Origin of the sequence: Streptomyces sp. NPDC046977 (assembly GCF_040644455.1) — a bacterium.
Taxonomy (GTDB): Bacteria; Actinomycetota; Actinomycetes; order Streptomycetales; family Streptomycetaceae; genus Actinacidiphila.
On the sequence record NZ_JBEYWO010000028.1, the window covers coordinates 19,402 to 42,086 of the forward strand.

Genomic DNA, 22,685 nt, shown 5'->3' on the forward strand with positions numbered 1-22,685 from the left:
AGTCCGCCGATCATCGCGCGGATCGAGGAACGCATGCACTCTCCTCACCCTCCGGATCAATAAGTGCACTCAGCGTGACCCGGAGGACCCACCCCCGCATCCGGAGAGATCTCCGGAAACGCCGACGGGCCCGCGACCGCCAGTGGCGTTCGCGGGCCCGTCGGGAACCGGTCCGGATCAGTCCAGGTAGTCGCGGAGCACCTGGGAGCGGGACGGATGACGCAGCTTGGACATGGTCTTCGACTCGATCTGGCGGATGCGCTCACGGGTGACCCCGTACACCTTGCCGATCTCGTCGAGCGTCTTCGGCTGGCCGTCGGTCAGACCGAAGCGCATCGAGACCACGCCGGCCTCGCGCTCACTGAGCGTGTCGAGGACGGAGTGCAGCTGCTCCTGGAGGAGCGTGAAGCTGACCGCGTCGGCCGGGACGACCGCCTCGGAGTCCTCGATCAGGTCGCCGAACTCGCTGTCGCCGTCCTCGCCCAGGGGGGTGTGCAGGGAGATCGGCTCGCGGCCGTACTTCTGGACCTCGATGACCTTCTCGGGGGTCATGTCGAGTTCCTTGGCCAGCTCCTCCGGGGTGGGCTCGCGGCCCAGGTCCTGGAGCATCTGGCGCTGGACGCGGGCCAGCTTGTTGATGACCTCGACCATGTGCACCGGGATACGGATGGTGCGGGCCTGGTCGGCCATCGCGCGGGTGATCGCCTGGCGGATCCACCACGTCGCGTACGTGGAGAACTTGAAGCCCTTGGTGTAGTCGAACTTCTCGACCGCACGGATCAGGCCCAGGTTGCCCTCCTGGATCAGGTCCAGGAAGAGCATGCCGCGACCGGTGTAGCGCTTGGCCAGCGAGACCACCAGACGGAGGTTGGCCTCCAGCAGGTGGTTCTTGGCCCAGCGGCCGTCCTCGGCGATGATCTCCAGCTCGCGCTTGAGCTTGGGGGCGAGTTTGTCCGCCTGGGCCAGCTTGTCCTCGGCGAACAGACCGGCCTCGATGCGCTTGGCGAGCTCCACCTCCTGCTCGGCGTTGAGGAGGGGGACCTTGCCGATCTGCTTCAGGTAGTCCTTGACCGGGTCGGCGGTGGCGCCGGCCGCGGCGACCTGCTGCGCGGGCGCGTCGTCCTCGTCGTCGTCGGAGAGCACAAAGCTCTCCGCCTCGGCCTCGGCGGCCGGGACGTCCTCGTCCTTGCCGGGCGTGACCTCCTCGAGGAGCTCCTCGCCCTCGACGAGCTCGTCGTCCTTCTTGGACTTGGTCTCGGCGGCGGCCGTCTTCTTGGCCGTCGTCTTCTTGGCGGCGGTGGTCTTCTTGGCCGCGGTCTTCTTCGCCACGGCCTTCTTGGCGGGCGCCACGCCCTCGCCGGCCACGTCCGCCACCGCATCCGCCTCGACGGCGGACCCGGGCGCCGCGGCGGCCTTGGCCGCCACGGTCTTCTTGACCGGCGCGGCCTTGGTCTCGACGGTCTTGGTGGCAGTACGCTTCGCCGGGCTCTTGGCTGCGACGCTCTTACGGGTGCGCTTGGGCGCCTCAGCGGCACTCACCATCAGCGTCACACCCTCCTCGTCGAGGACCTGGTTGAGGCTGCGCAGAACGTTCTTCCACTGGGTTGCCGGGATCTGGTCCGCTTCGAAGGCTCGGCGCACGTCGTCGCCGGCGATCTGACCCTGAGCCTTACCCCGCTCGATGAGCGCCATCAGAGACTCGGACTCGGCGATCTCCGGCGGGAGCGTACGGGATGTGCTGGCCGACACGAACAACCTCTCGGAACGATGGAAAACGACTACGGTGGAACCGCTCAGCAACTCAGCGTCATGTTCGTCGCGGATATTCCTCGCGCGGCCGCCACCTCTTACCTCATCGCGCTGCTCGCGAGAGCGTTACGCCCGACTCCACGTGGTCCGAGTCACACCCCGGAACGGCATCAATCAGTCGATAGCCGGACACTCGCCGTGAACCCGCAGGCCACATCCGTCCGCCCGGCCGGGGCGGACGGCTCCGCCGCCGGGCCCGGAGGGTGTGGGCCGGCGGCGGAAATCGGTGCCGTCTCCGGTTCGCTCCGTGCGATCAGTGCTCGCGCGGGGCGGGAACGACATGGTCGGGGGGCCCCGCCGGGCCCGGCTCGGTGTGCACGGCCAGCAGCTGGCGCATGACGGCCTCCGCCTCGGCACCGTCGGAGGCGGCCAGCGCCTCGACCACCCGCGCGTGGAGGGCGACGGAGTGATCGCCGGGGCGCTCGCAGCCGGTGACGGGGCCGCCGGAGACCTGGAGCGCGGCGGAGACGATGCCCGCCAGGTGCTCCAGCATGCGGTTGCCCGCGACCTGCAGCAGCAGGGCGTGGAACTCCGCGTCGGCGCGGGAGAAGGTCAGCCCGTCGCCCTGGCCGACGGCGTGCGCCATGATCTCGGTCATGTCCGCCAGGCGCTGCTGGATGTCCTCACGGCCGTGGCCGGCGGCGAGGCGGGCGGCGAGCGGCTCGATCGTCCAGCGCAGCTCGAACAGCTCACGGCGCTGGTCGTCCCGCTGCGGACCGAAGGCCCGCCACTCGATGATGTCGGGGTCGAGCAGATTCCAGTCGCTGACGGGACGGACCCGGGTGCCGACGTTGGGCCGGGCACTGACCAGGCCCTTGGCCTCCAGTACACGCAGCGATTCACGGACGACGGTACGGGAGACCTCGAAGCGCTGGCCGATCTCCTCCGGGACGAGCGGGCGGTCGGCACCCAGATCGCCGGAGACGATCATCTGGCCGAGCTGCTGGACGAGTTGGCCGTGGAGCCCGCGGCCACGGCTGCCGCCCGCCCGGCGGCCCACCCGGCCCATGTCGGCGTCGCCGCCCTCCCAGGAGGGCGCGCCGCCCGTCCGGTCCGGCGAGGAACCGGCCGAGACGTCGGCGTACGGATAGCGGTCGAGCTCGCCACCGCCGACAAGGCTGGGGTCGACGGAGCGGGCGGCGGTCATCATGGTGTGCGCAAGGGTACTCACGCATCATTTGTCGGCGATGGGACGCGGCACCTTGAGGGCTTTGCTGAAAAGCACACGAAAGGGTGAGCACTCATCACCTGATAATTGACGCTTTATCGGAAGGAAATGGGGTTTCTCCGGCGCAAGACCGTTGCCACATAGGCACACAACAGAGCGAAGAGCGACAAGACGAAGGAATAGCGGACGGGTTGGGTCGCCAGCCGCACCGCGTCGATCGCCGGAGAGGTCGCCGCACGGCGCACCACCGGAGCCACCAGCAAGGGCACCGCCAGCACCCCGGCCAGCCCCAGCGCGGTGGTGCGGAACACCCCGGCCGCCAGCACACCGGCCCAGCAGCACACCAGCGCCAGCACTCCCCACGTCACGCAGATCCGCGCCAGCGCCGGCAGACCGGGCAGCCCGTGTCCGCCCAGGACGTACGCCTCCACCGCTCCCGCCAGGGCCGCGCCGCCGGCGATCACGAGCGCCGCACCACCGTTCACAACGAGCTTGGCCAGCAGCAGCCTCAGTTGGCGCGGCACAGGCGCGTTGGCGGGCGCCAGGGCCGGGTACCGGAACTCCTGGCCGTACGAGAGCGCGCCGAGCAGCCCGCCTCCAAGGGCCGCCGGGGGAAGCGGCAGTGAACGCGCCCAGCCGGTCAGCAGCCGCAGGGAGACCGCGTGGTGCCCCGTGCGCAGCAGCACGAGGGTCGAGAGGGCGGAGCCGAGCACGCCGGCGAGGGCGATCAGCCACGGGCCGCGGATGCCCGCGAGGCGCCGCAGTTCGTAGCGGACCGGACGCGCGGGCCCGGCGGGCGGGCGCGCCTCGCGCACGGGCGCCAGGCTGATGGTGCCGGGGGTGCGGTCGCCGTGCGGCGACTCCGGGACACCGGTGTCGCCCACCTCGTCCGCGAGGCGGTGCAGCAGGATGCCGTGCCGGAAGGCGGTCTCCCCGATCCGGGCGGTGGTCGTGCCGTAGACGCAGATACGGCTGCCGCTCTCGTGGGTGATCTCGGTCTCGTCGTCGGTGAGGAGCAGCGCCAGGCGTTCGGCCTGCGGCGACTGCACGGCGACGTACGGCCGCAGCCGTCCGCGGCCGAACTCCACGGCGGACTGGTCGGCGACGAGCCGCCCCGCGTCGAGCGTGACGATGCGGTCCGCGAGACGTCCGGCGGTCCGGGGGTCGCTCACCGTGACGACGACCGTTCCGCCGCGCGCGGCATAGGTCTTGAGCAGCCCGTACAGCCAGGCGGTGTCGCGGGGCGACAAGTCCTGGGCGGGGTCGTCGAGCAGGAGGGCGGGCGGGTCGCCGAGCAGGGCGGCGGCGACGCCGAGGCGGCGGTCCATGCCGAGCGAGAACTCGCCGAGGCGCCGGTCCGCCGCGTCGTGCAGGCCCACGATCTCCAGGACCTGGTCGGCGCGTTCGGCCGGGGCGCCTGCCGCCGCGGCCAGCATGCGCAGGTGGCCGCGGGCGGTGCGGGAGGGATGTCCGGGGACGTCGCCGAGGAGCACTCCGACGACATTCGCAGGATGGGCGTGACGGTGCAGGGGCCGTCCGCCGAAAAGGGTGATGCCGCGGCCGGGTTCGAGTTCGAGCATCAGCCGCAGGGCGGTCGACTTGCCCGCGCCGCTGTCGCCGAGCAGGGCGGTGATCTCCCCGGGGCGGGCGTCAAAGGTGAGGTCGTCCACGGCGGGTGCTTCGTCGCCGCGGGACGCGCTGGTCAGTCCGATGGCCTGGATCACCCCTGCACGATAACGTGCGAAAGGTCCGAAATTTACACCTCTGGCCGCAACATGGGCGGATTGAGGATGGTGGCCCCACCCGCGCGGAACAACTGTGCGGGCCGACCGCCCTGACGGGTCGTCGTACCGCCGGTGGGGACGAGGAATCCGACCGTGCCCGTCACCTTGCGGTGGAAGTTGCGCGGATCGAGGGCGACGCCCCACACGACCTCGTAGACCCGGCGCAGTTCACCGACGGTGAACTCGGGCGGGCAGAAGGCAGTGGCCAACGCGGAGTACTCGAGCTTGGAGCGGGCGCGTTCGACACCGTCCCCCAGGATCCGCGCGTGGTCGAAGGCGAGGGCGCCGTCCTCGCCATTGCGCAGCAACTCCTCCACCGGGGCCCAGCGGGCGCTGCGCGCGTCGCCGCCGGCGCGGGGGGCGGGCAGGTCGGGGGCGAGCACGAGATGCGCGACGCTCACCACCCGCATGCGCGGGTCGCGCTGGGGATCGCCGTACGTGGCCAGCTGCTCCAGATGCACCCCCTTGCCGGCGCGGAGCCCGGTCTCCTCCTCCAGTTCACGGGCGGCGGCCTCGGCCAGGTCCTCGTCGCCGCGCACGAAGCCGCCGGGCAGCGCCCACCGGCCCTGGTACGGCGGCTCGCCGCGACGGACCGCGAGCGCGCACAGGGCGTTGCTGCGCACTGTGAGCACGACGAGGTCGACGGTGACGGCGAACGGCGGGAAAGCTGACGGGTCGTAGGGCGGCATGTCCGCGATCATAGTCGTCTTCTTGACGATAAGCAGCAGGTTGGAAGGATGACGGGACCCGCTCTCGGCCGGTTGTTCGACGTGGTGGTGAAGCCGGCCGCGCGGCCGGGGCGCCGGCGGGCCGAACGGTGGAACCGGGTGCCCGGCACGGCTCAGGAACCGAGCTGCAGTCCGGCCGCGGCGTCCTCGACGACGGCCGTCCCGAGCCGGCCGACCCGTACCGCGAACGGCTCGCCGGCGACCGTCAGCCCGGTGAGCCGCAGTTCGCCGAGGGGCGCGCAGCCCACGGGACGGACGGCGACGACCCGCTCGGGGACGTCCGGGCGGATACCGGCGAGGGCGGTCAGCAGCTGCACCGCCCCCGCGGCCGCCACCGCGGCGGGACGGGACGCGGTCGGGTGCGGGGCGGGGACGCGCCCGGGGGCACGCTGCTCGCCCGCGTACATCTCGGGGAGCCGGTGGCCGAAGACGGCGGCCGCGTCGAGCACACCGCGCAGCAGAGCGGCGGCCTCCCGCTCGTAGCCGTGCGCGGCCAGGCCGGCGACCGCGACGGCGGTCTCGTGGACGCGCACGGCTCCTCCCCGGTGCCCGAAGGGGTTGTGGCCGGGCGCGGCGGCCGACAGAGTGCGCAGCCCCCACCCCGAGTCGAGCTCCGGCGCCGCGAGCAGGCGTGCGAGCTGCTCGGTCTGCGCCTTGTCCAGCAGTCCGGGGGCGATCTCGCCGCCGCCGGTCAGCCCGGTGTCCAGCAGGTGTGCCGCCGCCGAGCCGAGATGCGGCACCGGTCTGCCCTCCGGGGTCAGGGCGGTGGCGGGCCGGCCCCCGGCCCCGTCGTCCAGCCAGAAGTCCTCGCGGAAGCGGCGGCGCAACGCCTCCGCCCGCTCGCGCCACTCCTCGGCGCCCGGGCGCCCGTAGGCCTCCAGCAGGTCCGCGCCGTACAGCATGGCGCGGTGCGCGTGCGCCTGCACGTCGCAGCGCAGGGGACCGCCCGGCGCGGGGTCGGGCATGTACCCGCCGGAGGTCAGGGACGACCGCAGCCACCGCAGGGAGCGCTCCGCCGCGGGCAGCAACTGCTCGGCCTCCCGTTCGTACATCCCCCAGCGGCGCGCCTCGGCGAGCACGGTGACGAGGAGCAGCCCGGCCTCCACGCCCGAGGACGTGGGGGGCAGGTGCGGCCCGGCGTGCCGCAGCGGCCCGGGCACCTGGCCGGTCTCCGGGTCCTGCCGGCGGGCCAGGGTGCGCAGGGTCCCGGCGGCCAGCCGCGTGCCGAGCGGCAGCAGCATGCGCGCCGCCCACACCGCGTCGGCCGGGGCCAGACCGAGCCGCCACGGCGCCCCGGCCGCCACATGGGCGTCGAGCGGATGTCCGGGCTCCCGCAGCAGCAGCGCCCGCAGGTCGTCGAGGGCGGTGCCGAGCAGGGCGGCCGCACCACTGTCCTCGCTCTCGATGTGCGCCGCGGACCACGGCACGGCGGGCGGTCCGGACGCCGGTCCTGACGGCTGCGCCCCGGCGGGCTCCAGGACCACCCGCAGCTCGATCGTGCGGGACGCCCCGGGCGGCAGCGCCAGGTCCCAGCCCAGCAGGCCGGCCGAGGCCATGGCGTTGTCGGGCCCCGGCTCGGCGACCACCCGGACCCGTCCGCCCTCGCCCGCCCACAGCAGTCCCGCGTCGCAGACGCTGGCCGGCAGTTCGGGGCCGGACGCTCCCGAAGCGATCGCCGGCAGCTCCGCGAGATCGCATGCGAGGGACACCTCGCAGGGGATGCGCACCTCGCGCGGCCCGGTGTTGTGGACCGTGATGCGCTCGGTGCCGCCCGCGAAGCGCAGGCGCTCCACCGTCAGGGCCGGATCGGGCGCCGTGTCACCCGGCACCCGCGCGAGCGCGGTGAACCGCGCCTGCCCGGCCGCCACCGGCAGACCCTGCACCGGCACCGGCACCGCCCCCGCGAGCCGGAGCTCGCAGCGGGCCAGCACACGCCGCCCGGCCTGGTAGAAGCCGTCCAGGCCCTCGCCGCGCAGCTGCCCGTCCCGGCCCGAGACCGCGAGCGAGGGGGCCGCGACGGAGATCACCGCGTCGTGCACCGCCTGCGGCGCCCGGTCGGCGCGGGAGGACGACCGATGGGCCGGATGCGGGGCCATGCCATCTCCTCGTCGGCTCGGGCGGGCCGTGCCGCCGCTACCCGGTGAACGCCCGTGTGGGCACTCGGGTCACGCGCCGTCTACCGTTCCTGATCGGGAAATCGTTCGTATCAGCGGAAAGAGAGCCATGGCCGTCTACCGCCAGCCAGGGACCGTCATCACCGACCGCACCTTCCAGGTACCGCTCGACCACGCGGAGCCACGTGGCGAGCAGATCGAGGTGTACGCCCGCGAGGTCGTGGCGGTCGGCAAGGAACGGGAGCCATTGCCCTGGTTGTTGTTCCTCCAAGGCGGCCCCGGGGGCAGGTCGCCGCGGCCACTGGGCCGCGACGGCTGGCTCACCCGGGCGCTGGACGACTACCGGGTGCTGCTCCTCGACCAGCGCGGCACGGGCCGTTCGACCCCCGCCAACCGGCAGACCCTGCCGCTGCGCGGCGACGCCGCCGCGCAGGCCCGGTATCTGGAGCACTTCCGCGCGGACTCGATCGTGCGGGACTGCGAACTGATCCGCCGTGAACTGCTCGGCCAGAGCGTGCAGTGGAGCCTGCTGGGGCAGAGCTTCGGCGGCTTCTGCACACTGACGTATCTCTCCCTCGCCCCCGAGGGGATTCGCGAGGCGTTCGTGACGGGCGGTCTCGCGGGTCTGCGCAGCAGCGCCGACGACGTCTACCGGGCGGCCTACCCCCGGGTGGAGCGCAAGGTGGAGGGCCACTACGCGCGTTACCCGGAGGACGCGGAGACGGTTCGCGCCCTGGCGCGGCACCTTCGGGAGCACGAGGTGACGCTGCCGGGCGGCGGGCTGCTGACCGCCGAGGCGCTCCAGTCCCTCGGCCTGATGCTGGGCACGGGCACCGGCTCGCACACGCTGCACTATCTGCTGGAGGACGCCTTCCTTCCGGGGACCGGCCGTCCGCAGCTGTCCGACTCCTTCCTGGCCGAGGTGCAGGGCCATCTGTCCTTCGCGGGCAACCCCCTCTACGCGGTGCTGCACGAGTCGATCTACGGCCAGCGCTCGGTGTCGCCGCGGGGCACCGGCTGGGCGGCCGAGTCGGTGCGCGGCGAGTTCCCGCAGTTCGACGTGGACAAGCCGCTGGCGGACGACGCGCCGGTGCTGCTGACCGGGGAGATGATCTACCCCTGGATGTTCTCCACCGACCCGGCGCTCGCCCCGCTGGCCGATACCGCCGAACTGCTGGCCCGGCGCGAGGACTGGCCCGACCTGTACGACCCGCGCCAACTGGCGGTGAACGAGGTGCCGGTGGCCGCGGCGGTGTACCACGACGACATGTACGTCGACACGGCCGACTCGCTGGCGACCGCGCGGTCGGTGCGCGGCCTGCGGACGTGGGTCACCGACGAGTACGAGCACGACGGGCTCCGGGTGAGCGGCGGCCGGGTCCTCGACCGGCTGATCCGGCTGGCCCGCGGCGAGCTGTGAGAAGGGCGGCGCGGCGGGCCTGCCCGGCGCGCCGCCGGCGCAGGTAGCGGCGCAGGGGCTCGGGTGAGATCCCGTTGTTGACCGCTGCGTTGAGCAGCCGGGCGAAGGTGTAGTCGGGGGCGAGGTCCAGCGCGCGGCCGAAGGCGACGCGCGCGGTGGCCTCGTCCCCGGCGGACCAGGCAACCCAGCCGGCCAGTGTCAGCGGTGCCGCGGCGTGCTCCTGGTAGGGCTCGACGCAGCGGCGGGCGAGTGCCCGCCACAGTCGCAGGGCGGGGTCGGTGTGCGGCGGGTCCATCCACTCCGCGGCGCGGTCGCGGGTGTCGCGGTCCTGCAGGCCGAGGATCATCGCGGCGGCCTCGTCGTCGCCCAGCAGGGCGTCGTCCCGCCGGTCGCCGATCGGTCCGTCGTCCTCGGGGGCAGCGGCCCTGAACCGATCCAGGGCTGCCTTGAGCAGTCGCAGCGTCGTACGCCGCACCTCGTCGGAGTCGTCGCGCTCCAGCATGCGCGGCACCAGCCCGGCGGCAGCCGCGTCCAGCGCCTCCTCCCGCGCGAGGGCCGCCGTCGATCCCGCCGGGGGCGGGGTGAGGCGGTCCTCGAACTCCTTGCGCGAGCCGCGCACCCGGATGCCCGCGTAGGCGGCCGCGGCCGCCATGACCGAATCACCGGAGGGCGGCACCGCCGCGCCTTCGGGAGGTCCGCACTCGCTGTCCGGGCAGGAGTAGGACCACCAGCGCCCCGCGGACACGCACAGCGCCTCCACCACGGGCACGTCGAGCCGGCCGCAGGCCAGACGCAGTCCCTGGGCCAGCGGCCGGAGCCGTTCCATGACCTGCCCGGGGGTCTCCCCCTCGGCGGGGTCCTGGACGAGGAAGAGCACGATGGCGTCGGGGTGGGCGCCGCGCTGGGCACTGCCGGTGACGAGGCACTCGGCCAGCTGCGCCGCCGCGTCGGGCCACTCGCCGGGGTTACCGGGGATGCCCAGCCTGGCGCGGCCGCCGAAGCGGCCCCGTTCGCCGTGGAGGGCGATCATCAAAATGCTGTCGTCCGGATGGAAGCCGACGAAGTACGGGAGCGCGGCAGCGAGTTCGGCCGGGCTGCGCAGGGTGACCTTCGGGTCGTCCGAGGGACGGGAGGATGCGGTGTGCTGAGTCATGATCCGAAGGTGGCGCACGGCGTGGATCTCCGCCAGACCCCTCCCGAACCTGTGGATAAACCAGGCATATCATCGCAATAACTCAGAGTGAGTTATCCACAGGCCCGGTGAGGGCGGTTGGCACGGTGTCGGTGTCATCGGGTTGCATGGGGGCATGACCACCGCACTGCGCACCACCGCCGACACGATCCTCAGCCGGCTCGTCGGGGACCCGACGGGCACCGCCCGCCTGCGCGAGGACCAGTGGCGCGCGGTCGAGGCGCTGGTGGCCCAGGGCCGCCGGGCCCTGGTCGTCCAGCGCACGGGCTGGGGCAAGTCCGCCGTCTACTTCGTGGCCACGGCGCTGCTCCGCGAGCGCGGCAGCGGTCCGACCGTGATCGTCTCCCCGCTGCTCGCCCTCATGCGCAACCAGATCGACGCCGCCGAACGCGCCGGCATCCGGGCCCGGACGATCAACTCGGCCAACCCCGAGGAGTGGGACACCGTCCAGGCCGAGGTCGCCGCCGGAGAGGTCGACGTCCTGCTGGTCAGCCCGGAGCGGCTCAACAATCCCGACTTCCGCGATCAGGTCCTGCCCAAGCTCGCCGCCACCACCGGCCTGCTCGTGGTCGACGAGGCGCACTGCATCTCCGACTGGGGCCACGACTTCCGGCCCGACTACCGCCGGTTGCGCACGATGCTCGCCGACCTGCCGCCGGGCGTCCCCGTCCTGGCCACCACCGCCACGGCCAACGCACGCGTGACGGCCGACGTCGCCGAGCAGCTGGGCACCGGTGACCACGAGGGCGCGCTCGTCCTGCGCGGGCCGCTGGACCGCGAGAGCCTCTCGCTCGGCGTCCTGGCGCTGCCGGACGCCGCGCACCGGCTCGCCTGGCTCGCCGACCACCTCGGCGACCTGCCGGGCTCCGGCATCATCTACACGCTCACCGTGGCGGCCGCCGAGGAGGTCGCGGCGTTCCTCCGGAGCCGCGGTCACGAGGTGGCGGCCTACACCGGCCGCACCGAGGACGCCGACCGGCGGGCCGCCGAGGCGGCGCTGCTGCGCAACGAGGTCAAGGCCCTGGTCGCGACGTCCGCCCTCGGCATGGGATTCGACAAGCCCGACCTGGGCTTCGTGCTCCACCTGGGCTCGCCCTCCTCCCCCATCGCCTACTACCAGCAGGTCGGCCGCGCCGGCCGCGGTGTGGACCACGCGGAGGTCCTGCTGCTCCCCGGCCCCGAGGACGAGGCGATCTGGCGCTACTTCGCCTCGCTCGCCTTCCCGCGCGAGGAGCAGGTCCGCCAGACCCTCGCGCTGCTGGCGGAGGCGGCGGCGCCGATGTCCGTACCCGCCCTGGAGGCCCGGGTCGACCTGCGCCGCACCCGGCTGGAGACCATGCTCAAGGTGCTCGACGTGGACGGCGCCGTCCGCCGGGTGCGCGGCGGCTGGACGTCCACCGGGGAGCCGTGGGCGTACGACACCGAGCGCTACGCGTGGGTCGACCGCCAGCGCAAGGCGGAGCAGCAGGCCATGCGCGAGTACGCCACGACCGCCTCCTGCCGCATGGAGTACCTGCGGCGCCAGCTCGACGACGAGGAGGCCGCTCCCTGCGGCCGCTGCGACAACTGCGCGGCGCCGCGCCACTCCGCGGAGGTGTCCCGCGAGGCGTTGGAGTCCGCCCGGGCGGCCCTCGGCCGTCCCGGGGTCGAGGTCGAACCGCGCCGGATGTGGCCCACCGGGCTCCCGTCCGTGGGCATCGACCTCAAGGGCCGGATTCCCGCCGGCGAACAGGCGGAGCCCGGCCGCGCCCTCGGACGGCTCTCCGACATCGGCTGGGGCAACCGGCTGCGACCGCTCTTCGCCATGAACGCCGCGGACGGCCCCGTGGCGGACGACGTGGTCGGCGCCGTGGTCACAGTGCTGGCGGACTGGGCCCGCGGACCGGGCGGCTGGGCCAGTGGCGGGCCCGACGCACCGCCCCGCCCGGTCGGGGTGGTGACCGTCGCCTCGCACACCAGGCCGCAGTTGATCGCCTCGCTCGGGCAGCGCATCGCCGAGGCCGGGCGCATGCCGCTGCTGGGGCAGCTGGCCCACACCGGAGACGTCGAGCCCTCGCGCGTGCCGCGCAGCAACAGCGCGCAGCGACTGCGCGCCCTGCACGGGGCGTTCGCCGTTCCGCCCGCTCTGGCCGAAGCGATCGCGGCCGTGCCCGGGCCGGTCCTGCTCGTCGACGATCTCACCGAAACGGGCTGGACCCTGGCGGTCGCCGCGCGCCTGCTCCGCAGGTCAGGTGTTACGGCAGTGTTTCCGCTGGTCCTGGCGCTGCAAGGCTGATCCGTCGTCATATGCTGGACAGCTCGCGGGGATCTATGCGGCGGACGGCGCGATAACCGGCACATCGACCAATTGACCGTTGCCGCTCGCGAGTGCGCCAGCGAGAATTGGGGGCGTTCCCCGTTCGGCTCCTCGAGCCCCCCGACCGGCATGCGCCCGCGCACCCGGTCTCGGACGCATACCCGAAGGGAGGATCGTGGCCATGGGCTTCGCTCCGGAGACCACTTCCGGCACGTCCTCCCGCGCCGCCCGCCGGGTTCGCACCCTGGAACCGGCCGAGTGGATCGCCTCGGGATTCCCGCTGCTGATCAGCCCTCGCGACGTGGTCAAGGACCTGCACGAGCGCCACCTCCCCGCCCCGGGCACGGCGGTGATCGCGGTCCTCTCGCCCGACGGACGGCTGACGGCCAGTGCCTCGTTCGCCCAGCGCGAGGGCGTCGTCGACGGGTGGGAGCGCCGCAACGCGATCCTGTCCCACCTGCGCCGGGTCACCCCGGACGACCTGCGGCGGCGTACGCCGGTGCGCACCACCGTGCTTCTGGTGTGCCGGGAGGGCGGCGCCGAGTGGACCGAGGCGGACGGTGCGTGGGCATGGGGCCTGCGGGACGCGTGCTCGTTGCACGGACTGCGCCCCGGCTCCTACATCACCCTGACCGAGGACGGCTGGCGCGTGTACGGCGAGGCCCGGGTCGGGCGCACTCCCAACGCCTCGTCCTGGTCAGGCGAACAGCACGGCGCAGCGGCCCTGCGTCCCGGGGGGACACCGGCCCTGCGCCGCGCGGCGGCCCGCTGATCAGGCGCTCGCGCCGAGCAGCCCGTTGATCCGCTGGGGGTCGCCGCACACGATCAGCAGTGCACCGGCCCGCCGCATCGCCAAGGGCAGCAGCGCGGCCACGACCTCGTCCGAGCCGCCGTTGACGGCGACGACCACGACCGGACGGCCCTGGGCGCGCTCCGCGTCGTGAGCCGCGTAGAAGACGTCGTCACCGGCGTCGTGCTGCGCCCAGTAGGACGCCTCGCCGAAGCTCAGCTCGTGGGCGGCCCAGGGGTGCTGCTCGCCGGTGGTGAGCACCAGGACCTCGCCGGGTGCCCGACCGCTGTCGAGCAGCAGGTCGACGGCCTCGTCGGCGGCGTCGAGCGCGCCCTCGACCGGAGCCGGGATGAGCTGGATCTGCGCTGCCGCGTCGGCGGAGTCGGCCGGTGCGACCTCGGCTTCCCGTGGCGGCCGCGGCTGCGGCGGAACGGCCGGACCGCGGGCGGGGCCGGGGCGGCCGGGCCGGGCACTGCCCGCGGTGCCGCCGCGCGGTGGCGCGGGACGCGGGGACGCGGGACGGGGGCCGGGGGCCGGTACGGGGCGGGGGGTCGACGCGGACCGGCCGGCGGCCGGGGCTACGCGAGAACCCGGGACACTCTCGTGAATCTGAGGCTCCTCGGGGATGAGAGGCATGTGCTGATGTCTATCAAATGCACCGGAACAGCGCATCGGCGGGTAGGTCACAACTCGGCTCAGAAATCGAAGCCGAGCTGCTCACCTGTCTCCCCCGCCTCCACGGTCTCCCGGACTTTCTTCAGGTGTTGCCAACGCGGCAGCGTATCGAGATATGCCCAGGACAGCCGGTGGTGGGGGGTGGGCCCCAGTTCCGCCAACGCGGCACGGTGCACCGGCGAAGGGTACCCGGCATTGTCGCCGAAACCGAACGGAGCATAGTCGACGCCCAGTTCGGCCATCATCGCGTCCCGGCGCACCTTGGCGATCACCGACGCGGCGGCCACGGCGACGCAGGACTGGTCGCCCTTGATGACCGTCCGCACCCGCCACGGGCCGCCGAGGTAGTCGTGCTTGCCGTCGAGGATGACCGCGTCGGGCCGTACGGGCAGGGCCTCCAGGGCACGCGTCGCCGCGAGCCGCAGTGCGGCCGTCATCCCGAGCTCGTCGATCTCCTCGGGCGAGGCGTGGCCGAGGGCATAGCTGCTCACCCAACCGTCGAGCACGGCGGCGAGTTCGCCCCGGCGCTTGACGGTGAGGAGTTTGGAGTCGGTGAGCCCGTCCGGCGCCCGGCGCAGTCCGGTGACGGCCGCGCAGACGGTGACCGGTCCGGCCCAGGCCCCCCGGCCGACCTCGTCGACGCCCGCGACGACCTTGGCGCCGAGTGTCGCGCGCAACGAGCGCTCGACGCTGTGGGTGGGAGGTTCACGAACCATGACAGGGCCCACCCTACGCTTCCGCGCGGCACGGTCCGAGGCCGGGTCCCGCGTGCCCGCACGCGCCTCGTCAGGGCCGGAGCAGGGGCAGCATCACCTGGTCGACGACCTCCACGAGGTCGTGTTCGGAGATCTCGCGTCCGCCCATCTTCGAGCGGTACATCATCAGGGCGGGCACGACGTCGGCGACGATGTCCCCGGTGGCGTCCGGGCGCACTTCACCGCGCCCCACTCCGCGCCGTACGACCTCCAGGATGCGGTGCTTGGTGGGTTCGACGACGCCCTCGACGACCATCCGCACGAAGCAGTGCGCGGTCTCGTGGTCGGACTCGTCGATGACGGCGCGCAGGGCGAGTCCGCTCTGCGAGTACATCGCCTCGCGCATTCTCAGCACCAGGAAGAGCAGGTCCTCGCGCAGGCTGCCGAGGTCGGGCACATCGGGGACGGCGGGGAGCGCGGCCTGGAGCGCGTCGGTGGCCAGGGCCTGCTTGGACGGCCAGCGGCGGTAGACGGCCGCCTTGCCGGTCTGGGCGGCGGACGCCACGCCCTCCATGGTCAGCCCCCGCCAGCCGACGGTGCTCAGCTGCTCCAAGGCCGCTGTGAGGATGGCCCGTTCGAGCACCGGACCGCGGCGGCGCGGCGCGACCTGCTTGGACGGCTCCGTTGCCGCCTTGCGCGACATGACCATGGCACCTTCTCGGCTTTCTCGCTTCTAGTGAACGCTTGCGTTCACTAACAGACCCACTCTACTGTCGTCCATAGTGAACGCGGCCGTTCACTAGTCATCGTCTGGGGGATCTTGTGACGACTGAGCAACTCACCTCACCACGCCCGCCCGGTGCCGCGCGACGCGGCGGCAGGCCGGGTGTCGCCCTCGCCGTGATCGCGGCCTGCCAGCTCATGGTCGTGCTGGACGCCACGATTGTGAATATCGCGCTCCCGCACATTCAGGGCGCGCTCTCCTTCTCCACGACCGACCTGTCCTGGGTGCTCAACGCCTACACCCTCACCTTCGGCGGCCTGCTGCTGCTCGGCGGCCGGGCCGGCGACATCCTGGGCCGCCGCCGGGTGTTCGTCTTCGGCATCCTGCTGTTCTCGCTCGCGTCCCTCCTCGGGGGCTTCGCCCAGGAGCCCTGGCAGCTGCTCGCGGCGCGCTCCCTGCAGGGTGTCGGCGGCGCGATCGCCTCGCCCACCTCGCTCGCTCTCATCACCACGAACTTTCCCGAAGGACCAGAGCGCAACCGCGCGTTCGGCGTCTTCGCCGCGGTCTCCGCGGGCGGCGGCGCGGTGGGCCTGCTGGCGGGCGGCATGCTGACCGACTGGCTCGACTGGCGCTGGGTGTTCTTCGTCAACGTGCCCATCGGCCTGCTGATCGCCTTCCTGGCGCCGCGCTGGATCAACGAGTCGCAGCGGCATCCCGGCCGCTTCGACATCGCCGGCGCGGTGACGTCGACCCTCGGCATGGCCTCGCTGGTCTACGGCTTCATCCGGGCCGCGAGCCAGGGCTGGCGGAACGGGCTCACGATCGGCGCGTTCTGCGCGGCGGTGGTGCTGCTGATCTCGTTCGTCCTGATCGAGCGCCGCGCGAAGGAACCCATCACCCCGCTGCGGATGTTCGCCGACCGCAACCGCTCCGGCACCTACGTGATGATGCTGAGCCTCGCCGCGGGGATGTTCGGGATGTTCTTCTTCATCGTCCTCTTCGTGCAGAACGTGCTCGGCTACAGCGCCATCGCGGCCGGTTTCGCCTTCCTCCCGGTCACCGTGGCGATCGTGACGGGGGCGGGACTCTCCACCCGCTTCCTGCCGGTGCTCGGGCCCAAGCCCTTCCTGGTCGCGGGCTCGACGCTGGCCGGCATCGGCATGGCCTGGCTGACCTTCATCGACCCGGGCAGCAGTTACGTGGGGGGTGTGCTGGGCCCGATGGTGATCTTCGGCTTCGGCATGGGCCTGAACTTCGTGACACTGACACTGACCGCCGTCTCCGGGGTCGCCCAGCACGAGGCGGGCGCGGCCTCCGGGCTGCTCAACGCCATGCAGCAGGTGGGTGGTTCGCTGGGCCTGTCGATCCTGGTGACGGTCTTCGGCACCGCGAGCCGCGACCAGGCGACCGAGACGGTGCCGCACTTCCTCGCCGGGGCGACCCCGGCGCAGAAGGCGGAGTTCCTGCGAACGCGCGAACTGCCGGCTCCCTGGTCGCACGAGGTGCTGGCGCACGGCATCTCCACCGCCCTGTACGCCGCCGTGGCACTGGTCGTACTGGCCCTGACCACCGCGCTGTTCGTCATCCGGGTGCGCAGGAGCGACCTGGAGGCGCTGAGCGGCACGGCGGGGCCACCCGCCGCCTGACGGCACCCCGCCGCCCGGCCCGAGGGGAGGCCGGGGCGGCGGTGGGCCGGGCCCTATCAGGGCACTTCGATGAGGTACCCCTCGACTCCCGCCCGCGAGCAGACGTCGGAGGGGTCCACCGGGCGCGCGGCCAGCACCGAACGGGCCCGGCTCTCGCCGAGGCTCCTGGCGTACCAGGGATCGCCGCCGCCGCGCAGGTCGTAGGCCAGCATCTGCAGCGCGCAGGAGCGCTGCGGCTCCGGCAGTCGGTCCAGCGCCGGGACCGCGTCGGCGGACAGGTCCTGGAGGTAGACCAGGTCGATGCGTCCGGTGTTCTCGTAGCGGGTGACCTGCTGCTCGGCGATGAGGGCGTCCGGGCCCGAGAGGCCGAAGACCAGGAAGCCGACGGCCGCGCTCGCCACCACCGCCCGCGGCAGCCAGCGGGCGCCGAACACCCCGGCCGCCATGATCAGCACGATCAGCAGCCCGAGCCACAGTTCGATGCCGGCCACCGAGATCCGCATCCTCGTCAGCCCGTAGGCGCCCACGTACAGCTCCATGCGGCGCAGTGCGGAGGCGACCACGACCAGCGTCAGCACGCAGATCGCGCCGAGGACCGAGCGCACCAGCAGGCGGTCGCCGTCCGTGCCCCGCGGCGACCAGCGCAGGGCCAGGCCGATCACCGCGACGGTCAGCAGGGTGACGATCAGCAGTTGCCAGAAGCCCTGCCGGGCGTACTGCGCGTACGTCAGCCCGGTCTCCGCGAGCACCTTCTGGTAGCCGCCGAACAGCACGGTGAGCTGCACGGCGTTGAAGACGGCGAACAGCACGGCGAGCACGACCAGCGGCAGCGCCCACTCGGCCCGGCCGCGGGCGCGGCCCGGCCTGACCTTGACGCGGTCGAAGCGGCGCGGCGCCGCGGCCGTGTACGCGGCCGCGAGCGCGCCCAGCACGCCGAGGACGAACATCACGACGCGCAGGGGGAAGTCGCCGAGCGTCATGTCGGGGACGATGCCGCTGAGCAGGTCGGCGAAGGCGGCGTCCGCTCCGGCGAAGAGCGCGCCGAAGACGACGACCAGGACGACGGCGACCGCGACCGCCTTGGCCATCGGCAGCCAGCGCCGGCGGTTGCCCGCGGTGCGCTCGCGCAGGCCGCGCAGCGCCCAGCCGATACCGGGCACCACGGACGCCCACACGCCGAGGCCGCCCAGCAGCACTCCCGGCCAGCGGCGGCCGCCGTGCAGGGCGAGCGAACCCACGGCGAAGAAGGCGAGGACCGCGAGAAAGGCCGGCCAGCCGGCGTCGCGCAGCGCGGGGACGAGCAGTAGGCCGAGGGCGGTGACCGCCCACACCAGGGTCCACGCGCGCGGGCGGCGGCCCCGCACGACCGCCGCGACACCGGCGGCGAGCGCGGCCGGCAGTGCGGTCAGCAGAAGGTTGACGCCGATGCCGTCACGCAGGAGCAGGGCGGCCACCAGACCGTTGCAGAGGGCGGTCCACAGCACCGCGGCGGGCACGGCCGACGGCGCCTTCACACGGCTGTCGATGATCCACTGCGGCGGGGGCGGAGGGGGCGGCGGCGTCCACGGATGCGGCTGCACCGGGACGTGGCCACCCGGGCGGGCCGGTGGGTGCGCCGGATGGGCCGCCGGCCGGGCGGAGTGCGCTGTGCTGTGCGGCGGCCGCTGCGGCGCGGCGCCTTTCGGTACGTCGGACAAGAGGACCCCTCCCCACCGGCCGCATGCCGATGACGCGGCGCGGGACCGGAGCTGGTCAGCGCCCGGGAAGATCACCGGGGCGGCGTGGCCGACAGGTTATGCGCCGTGGTCGGGGGCGGACAGGCGCCAAGGAGCTTCCGGGCCCGTCTGTGACAGGGCCGTGACAGTGGAAGGGTTTCCGCCGCGCTCAGGCGGCGGACAGCCACTCCGGCAGCGGTTCGCAGCGCTCCTGCCACGCCCGGGGCGGCTCGCCGTCCGCGCGGGCCGCGACGATGCCGCCGACGATGGCACAGGTCGTGTCGACGTCACCGCCGGCCCGGGCGGTGGTCCAGAACGCGCGCTCGTAGTCGCCGAGCCCCCGGACCGCGGCCCACAGGGCGAAGGGGACCGTGTCGTGCGCGCTGGTGCGCCGGCCGCAGCCGAGAACGGCGGCGACGGTGGCGACGTCGTCGTAGTCGAGCATGTCCACGGCGCGCCGCAGCCCCGCGTGGACGGCGCTGCGCGGCAGGAGCCCGACGACGGACGTGAGCAGGGCGGCCGGATCGGCCGGGGCGCCGGGCGCGGCAACCAGGGCGGCGGCAGCGGCGACCGCCATGGCGCCGGCGACCGCCTCGCGGTGCTGGTGGGTGGTGTACGCGGACAGCTCCGCCTGCTCGGCGGCCTTCTCCGGCTCGCCCGCGAACCACGCCCCGAGCGGCGCGACGCGCATGGCGGCGCCGTTGCCCCAGGAGCCCTGACCGTTGAACATCTCGGCGGCCAGGGCGCGCCAGTCGCAGTTCTCCTGCCGGATCAGCCGCAGCATGCGGTTGACCGCGGGGCCGTAGCCGCGGTCGAAGTCGTGGTGGGCGGCGAAGGACGCGGCCAGCGCGTCCTGGTCCACGGCGCCGTGCGCCAAGAGGACAGCGAGGACCGAGCAGGCCATCTCGGTGTCGTCGGTCCACTGCCACACCCCGGCCGGCAGCGTGCCGCTCTGCAGCGCGGGGTAGTGCGCGGGGACGAAGAACTGGGAGCCCAGGGCGTCGCCGACGGCGAGTCCGCGCAGGCTGGCGAGCGCGCGGGAGCGCGAGGAATCAAAAGGATCAGCAGGATCAGCGGTCATGGCGCCCAGAACTCTGACATCCCGTGTCATCGCGGTCAATCGTCCTGTGCGCAATATCACTCGTGGTATCTCGCCAGGTCGGAGACGGTGGTGCGCCAGCGTGCGAAGGGCCGGTCGAGCCGGTAGCGGCCGTCCGGCTCGGCGAGCAGCACGCGGAACTCGCCGTTGTCCGGATTGGACAGGCACTCGAACTCGTCGACCGTCCAGTGGAACCACCGCATGCAGAACAACCGCATGGTCAGCCCGTGCGTCACCAGGAGCACGTTCGGCGGGAACTCCGGCTTGTCGAAGGCCCGGTAGAGCGTCTCCAGGAACGCCCCGACCCGGTCGTACACGTCCGCGCCCGACTCGCCCTGGGCGAACCTGTAGAAGAAGTGGCCGTACGCGTCCCGGGCCTTGCGCTGCCGCTGCACGTCCTCTGCGTCCTGGTAGTTGCCCCAGTCCTGCTCGCGCAGCCGGGGCTCCTCCCTGGCCCGGGTGCGGCGCGGGTCGAGTCCCAGCAGGTGGAAGGTCTCGTGCGTGCGGCGGTACGGGGAGACGAAGGCCTGGACCCGTTCGTCGCCGAAGAGCCCCCGCAGTTCCTCGCCCGCGGCACGGGCCTGCTCCTCGCCCTTGAGGGTGAGGTTGAGCGCGTGGTCGGGGACCCGCTCGTAGATCGTGTCGTCGGCGTTCCCCTGGGACTCCCCATGACGGATGAGCACAATGCGACGCGGTCGAGCCATGGCCTCACTGTAATTCGTGCACCCCCGCGCGGGCACGGTGGTCCGCCCACCGGGCACCGCGGCCGGGCCGACCCCCCTGACCAGGGCGGAACCCGCGTCCCGCCGAAGGCGGCGGCCCCGATTGTCAGTGGTCGGCCCCAGACTGAGGATTGAAGAGGGAGCCCTTGCCGGCACCCCGGTTGGAGGCCGCAATGAAGACCACCGCGTTCGTACCCGGCGCACCCTGCTGGACCGATCTGAGCAGTCCCGACATCGAGGCCTCGCGCGCCTTCTACGGCGGCCTGTTCGGCTGGGAGTCCCAGCCGGGGCCCCCGGAGGCGGGGGGCTACACCTTCTTCACCCTGCGCGGGGAGCCCGTGGCCGCCGTCGGGCCGGTGATGGCGGAGGGCGACGGGCCCCGCTGGATCACCTACATGGCGACCCCGGACGCCGAGGCCACGGCCAAGGCGGTGCAGGCCGCGGGAGGCGCTGTATCCGTGGCCCCGATGGCCGTCTTCGACCAGGGCGGCTTCGCGCAGTTCACCGACCCGCACGGTGCGGAATTCGCCGTCTGGCAGCCGGGGAGGTTCAAGGGCGCGGGGCTGCTGAACGAGCCGGGGGCGTTCAGCTGGATCGAGCTCAACACCCGCGACGTGGAAGGCTCCCGCACGTTCTACCGGGACGTCTTCGGATGGACGGGCGAGACGCATCCCTTCGCGGGCGACAGCTCGTACACAGAAGTGGAAGTGGAGGGCGGCGGCGGTCCGTTCGGCGGCATCCTGCTCATGAACGACGCCTGGCCCGCGGAGATACCCCAGCACTGGATGCACTACTTCGCCGTGGAGGACACCGATACGGCCGCCGCGCGGGCCGCAGAGCTCGGCGGCAGCGTCTCGGTGGCGCCCTTCGACCTGCCGCACGTGGGACGTATCGCGGTCCTCGGCGACCCGCACGGCGCCTACTTCTCCGTGATCACCCGGCCCGCGAAGGAGGACTGACCCGGCGGCTGCGAGCCGCGGCGCGCGAGCCGTCCGGCCTCACACCGACCAGGACTGCTCCAGGTCGACGACGTCCCCGGCGACCGCGAGCACGTCCGCCTCCAGCTCCGCGCGCTGTGAGAGCCGGGCGACCGAGCCGTCGCGGTACTTGCCGCGTTCCGCGGCCGAGTCCCACATCGACAGGGTCAGGAAATCGGACTCGGGACCCTGGGCGAACACACCGCGCAGCATGCCCGGCGAGCCGGCCATCGCCGGGTTCCACACCTTCTGCTGCATGAGGACGAAGTGGTCCGCCCGGTCCGGCCGCACCTTGCAGTGGGCCAGCCTGAGCAGGTCGCTGTCCGCGAAACGGGGGCGGAAGCCGATCTTGACGTCCAGGCGGTGCTCGAAGAGCTTCACTCCGAGGCTCTCGTACGTGTCCGCCTGCGGCGTCGCGAAGCGGTGGTGCGGGCCGGCCATGAAGGCGTCGTAGTACTCGCGGTCCTCCCAGAAGGCGAAAAGGTGCGCGACACCCGGCTGGCTGCGGCTCCAGCCCCCGCCCTGCCCCCGGAAGCCCGGCTCGCCGGGGAGTCCGTTGGCCCATTTCCGCTGTCCGCGCTCGAAAGCAGCCCGATCGAGGACACCACAGCGAATCCACTTCACCAGCACCGCGCCATCCTATGGCCCACCAGCGGCCATTCCGCCCCTCAGGGAAATCAACTACCCCATAGGACAAGCCAATACGATCACGGCATGGATGCCCTGCACCCGCGACTGCTCGTCGAGGACTTCGACACCGCCGTTCGCTTCTGGACCGCCGCCCTGCGCGACCTGCTCGCGACGGAGCCCGTCAAGGTGCTCCCGGAAGCCGGCTACGCCAACTGGGACCTCGGCGGACAGGCCGCCCTCACCCTCTTCTCCCGCACCGCGATCGCCCGGACGATCGGCACGGAGTCGCTGCCCGCGCGCGGTCCCGTCCAGGACACGGCGATGCTCGTGCTGCGGGTCGACGACGTCGACTCCGCGACGGGCACGCTCGCGGCCCACGGCGCCGAGGTCCTCGCCGGGCCGCAGGGCCGCCCCGACTGGGGACCGAACCTGCGCACCGCCCACCTCCGCACGCCGGACGGCGGCCTCGTCGAACTCCAGTCGTACTGATCCCGGCAGCCG

Annotated in this window: 19 protein-coding genes; 6 read left to right on the plus strand and 13 right to left on the minus strand. The window is 73.0% G+C overall.

The window, feature by feature from the left end:
• Nucleotides 1-177 precede the first annotated feature (177 nt).
• The 5 genes from ABZ883_RS32920 to ABZ883_RS32940 form a co-directional block, all read right to left on the minus strand.
• Complete coding sequence (locus tag ABZ883_RS32920; RefSeq protein WP_360912740.1) at nucleotides 178-1,749, minus strand: RNA polymerase sigma factor; 1,572 nt, start codon at nucleotides 1,747-1,749, stop codon at nucleotides 178-180.
• A gap of 313 nt (nucleotides 1,750-2,062) precedes the next feature.
• On the minus strand, nucleotides 2,063-2,980 hold the full coding sequence (locus ABZ883_RS32925; protein WP_360912742.1) for a FadR/GntR family transcriptional regulator: 918 nt from the start codon (nucleotides 2,978-2,980) through the stop codon (nucleotides 2,063-2,065).
• Between the two features lie 92 nt (nucleotides 2,981-3,072).
• A complete protein-coding gene (locus ABZ883_RS32930) occupies nucleotides 3,073-4,701 on the minus strand; it encodes an ABC transporter ATP-binding protein (RefSeq protein ID WP_360912744.1) in 1,629 nt (542 codons plus the stop codon).
• A 32-nt stretch (nucleotides 4,702-4,733) separates the two neighbouring features.
• Complete coding sequence (locus ABZ883_RS32935) at nucleotides 4,734-5,450, minus strand: NUDIX domain-containing protein (RefSeq protein ID WP_360912746.1); 717 nt, start codon at nucleotides 5,448-5,450, stop codon at nucleotides 4,734-4,736.
• 152 nt (nucleotides 5,451-5,602) lie between these two features.
• Entirely contained in the window at nucleotides 5,603-7,585 is a 1,983-nt protein-coding gene (locus tag ABZ883_RS32940) for a glycogen debranching N-terminal domain-containing protein (RefSeq protein WP_360912748.1), read from the minus strand.
• 127 nt (nucleotides 7,586-7,712) lie between these two features.
• On the opposite strand from ABZ883_RS32940, the gene ABZ883_RS32945 reads away from it, so the two are divergent.
• Entirely contained in the window at nucleotides 7,713-9,023 is a 1,311-nt protein-coding gene (locus tag ABZ883_RS32945) for an alpha/beta fold hydrolase (protein ID WP_360912749.1), read from the plus strand.
• Here ABZ883_RS32945 and ABZ883_RS32950 read toward each other — a convergent pair.
• A complete protein-coding gene (locus ABZ883_RS32950; RefSeq protein ID WP_360912751.1) occupies nucleotides 8,935-10,176 on the minus strand; it encodes a DUF4192 domain-containing protein in 1,242 nt (413 codons plus the stop codon). The two genes, ABZ883_RS32945 and ABZ883_RS32950, sit on opposite strands and share 89 nt — an antisense overlap.
• Before the next feature lie 154 nt (nucleotides 10,177-10,330).
• Between ABZ883_RS32950 and ABZ883_RS32955 the strand changes: the two genes are divergently transcribed.
• A complete protein-coding gene (locus ABZ883_RS32955) occupies nucleotides 10,331-12,490 on the plus strand; it encodes a RecQ family ATP-dependent DNA helicase (protein WP_360912753.1) in 2,160 nt (719 codons plus the stop codon).
• Between the two features lie 196 nt (nucleotides 12,491-12,686).
• Nucleotides 12,687-13,283, plus strand: coding sequence for a hypothetical protein (locus ABZ883_RS32960; protein WP_360912755.1), 597 nt, complete (start codon nucleotides 12,687-12,689; stop codon nucleotides 13,281-13,283).
• Here ABZ883_RS32960 and ABZ883_RS32965 read toward each other — a convergent pair whose 3' ends face one another.
• The 3 genes from ABZ883_RS32965 to ABZ883_RS32975 form a co-directional block, all read right to left on the minus strand.
• Nucleotides 13,284-13,937, minus strand: a complete 654-nt coding sequence (locus tag ABZ883_RS32965; RefSeq protein WP_360912757.1) for a hypothetical protein — start codon at nucleotides 13,935-13,937, stop codon at nucleotides 13,284-13,286.
• Between the two features lie 59 nt (nucleotides 13,938-13,996).
• Nucleotides 13,997-14,692, minus strand: coding sequence for a ribonuclease HII (locus ABZ883_RS32970; RefSeq protein ID WP_360912759.1), 696 nt, complete (start codon nucleotides 14,690-14,692; stop codon nucleotides 13,997-13,999).
• 70 nt (nucleotides 14,693-14,762) lie between these two features.
• Entirely contained in the window at nucleotides 14,763-15,380 is a 618-nt protein-coding gene (locus tag ABZ883_RS32975; protein ID WP_360912761.1) for a TetR/AcrR family transcriptional regulator, read from the minus strand.
• A 113-nt stretch (nucleotides 15,381-15,493) separates the two neighbouring features.
• On the opposite strand from ABZ883_RS32975, the gene ABZ883_RS32980 reads away from it, so the two are divergent.
• Entirely contained in the window at nucleotides 15,494-17,041 is a 1,548-nt protein-coding gene (locus ABZ883_RS32980) for an MFS transporter (RefSeq protein WP_360912763.1), read from the plus strand.
• 56 nt (nucleotides 17,042-17,097) lie between these two features.
• On the opposite strand, the gene ABZ883_RS32985 is transcribed toward ABZ883_RS32980, so the two are convergent.
• The 3 genes from ABZ883_RS32985 to ABZ883_RS32995 form a co-directional block, all read right to left on the minus strand.
• On the minus strand, nucleotides 17,098-18,555 hold the full coding sequence (locus ABZ883_RS32985) for a DUF4173 domain-containing protein (protein ID WP_360912765.1): 1,458 nt from the start codon (nucleotides 18,553-18,555) through the stop codon (nucleotides 17,098-17,100).
• A gap of 370 nt (nucleotides 18,556-18,925) precedes the next feature.
• Entirely contained in the window at nucleotides 18,926-19,837 is a 912-nt protein-coding gene (locus ABZ883_RS32990; protein WP_360912767.1) for an ADP-ribosylglycohydrolase family protein, read from the minus strand.
• A 56-nt stretch (nucleotides 19,838-19,893) separates the two neighbouring features.
• Nucleotides 19,894-20,559 (minus strand): histidine phosphatase family protein, encoded by a 666-nt coding sequence (locus ABZ883_RS32995; protein ID WP_360912769.1) that lies wholly within the window; start codon nucleotides 20,557-20,559, stop codon nucleotides 19,894-19,896.
• A gap of 191 nt (nucleotides 20,560-20,750) precedes the next feature.
• Between ABZ883_RS32995 and ABZ883_RS33000 the strand changes: the two genes are divergently transcribed.
• Nucleotides 20,751-21,536, plus strand: coding sequence for a VOC family protein (locus ABZ883_RS33000; RefSeq protein ID WP_360912771.1), 786 nt, complete (start codon nucleotides 20,751-20,753; stop codon nucleotides 21,534-21,536).
• A gap of 39 nt (nucleotides 21,537-21,575) precedes the next feature.
• Here the strand turns inward: ABZ883_RS33000 and ABZ883_RS33005 are convergent, their stop codons facing one another.
• Nucleotides 21,576-22,184 carry a YdbC family protein gene (locus ABZ883_RS33005; RefSeq protein ID WP_360912773.1) on the minus strand — a complete coding sequence of 203 codons (609 nt, stop codon included), beginning with the start codon at nucleotides 22,182-22,184 and terminating at the stop codon, nucleotides 21,576-21,578.
• 84 nt (nucleotides 22,185-22,268) lie between these two features.
• On the opposite strand from ABZ883_RS33005, the gene ABZ883_RS33010 reads away from it, so the two are divergent.
• A complete protein-coding gene (locus tag ABZ883_RS33010) occupies nucleotides 22,269-22,673 on the plus strand; it encodes a VOC family protein (protein WP_360912775.1) in 405 nt (134 codons plus the stop codon).
• The last annotated feature ends 12 nt before the right edge of the window (nucleotides 22,674-22,685 follow it).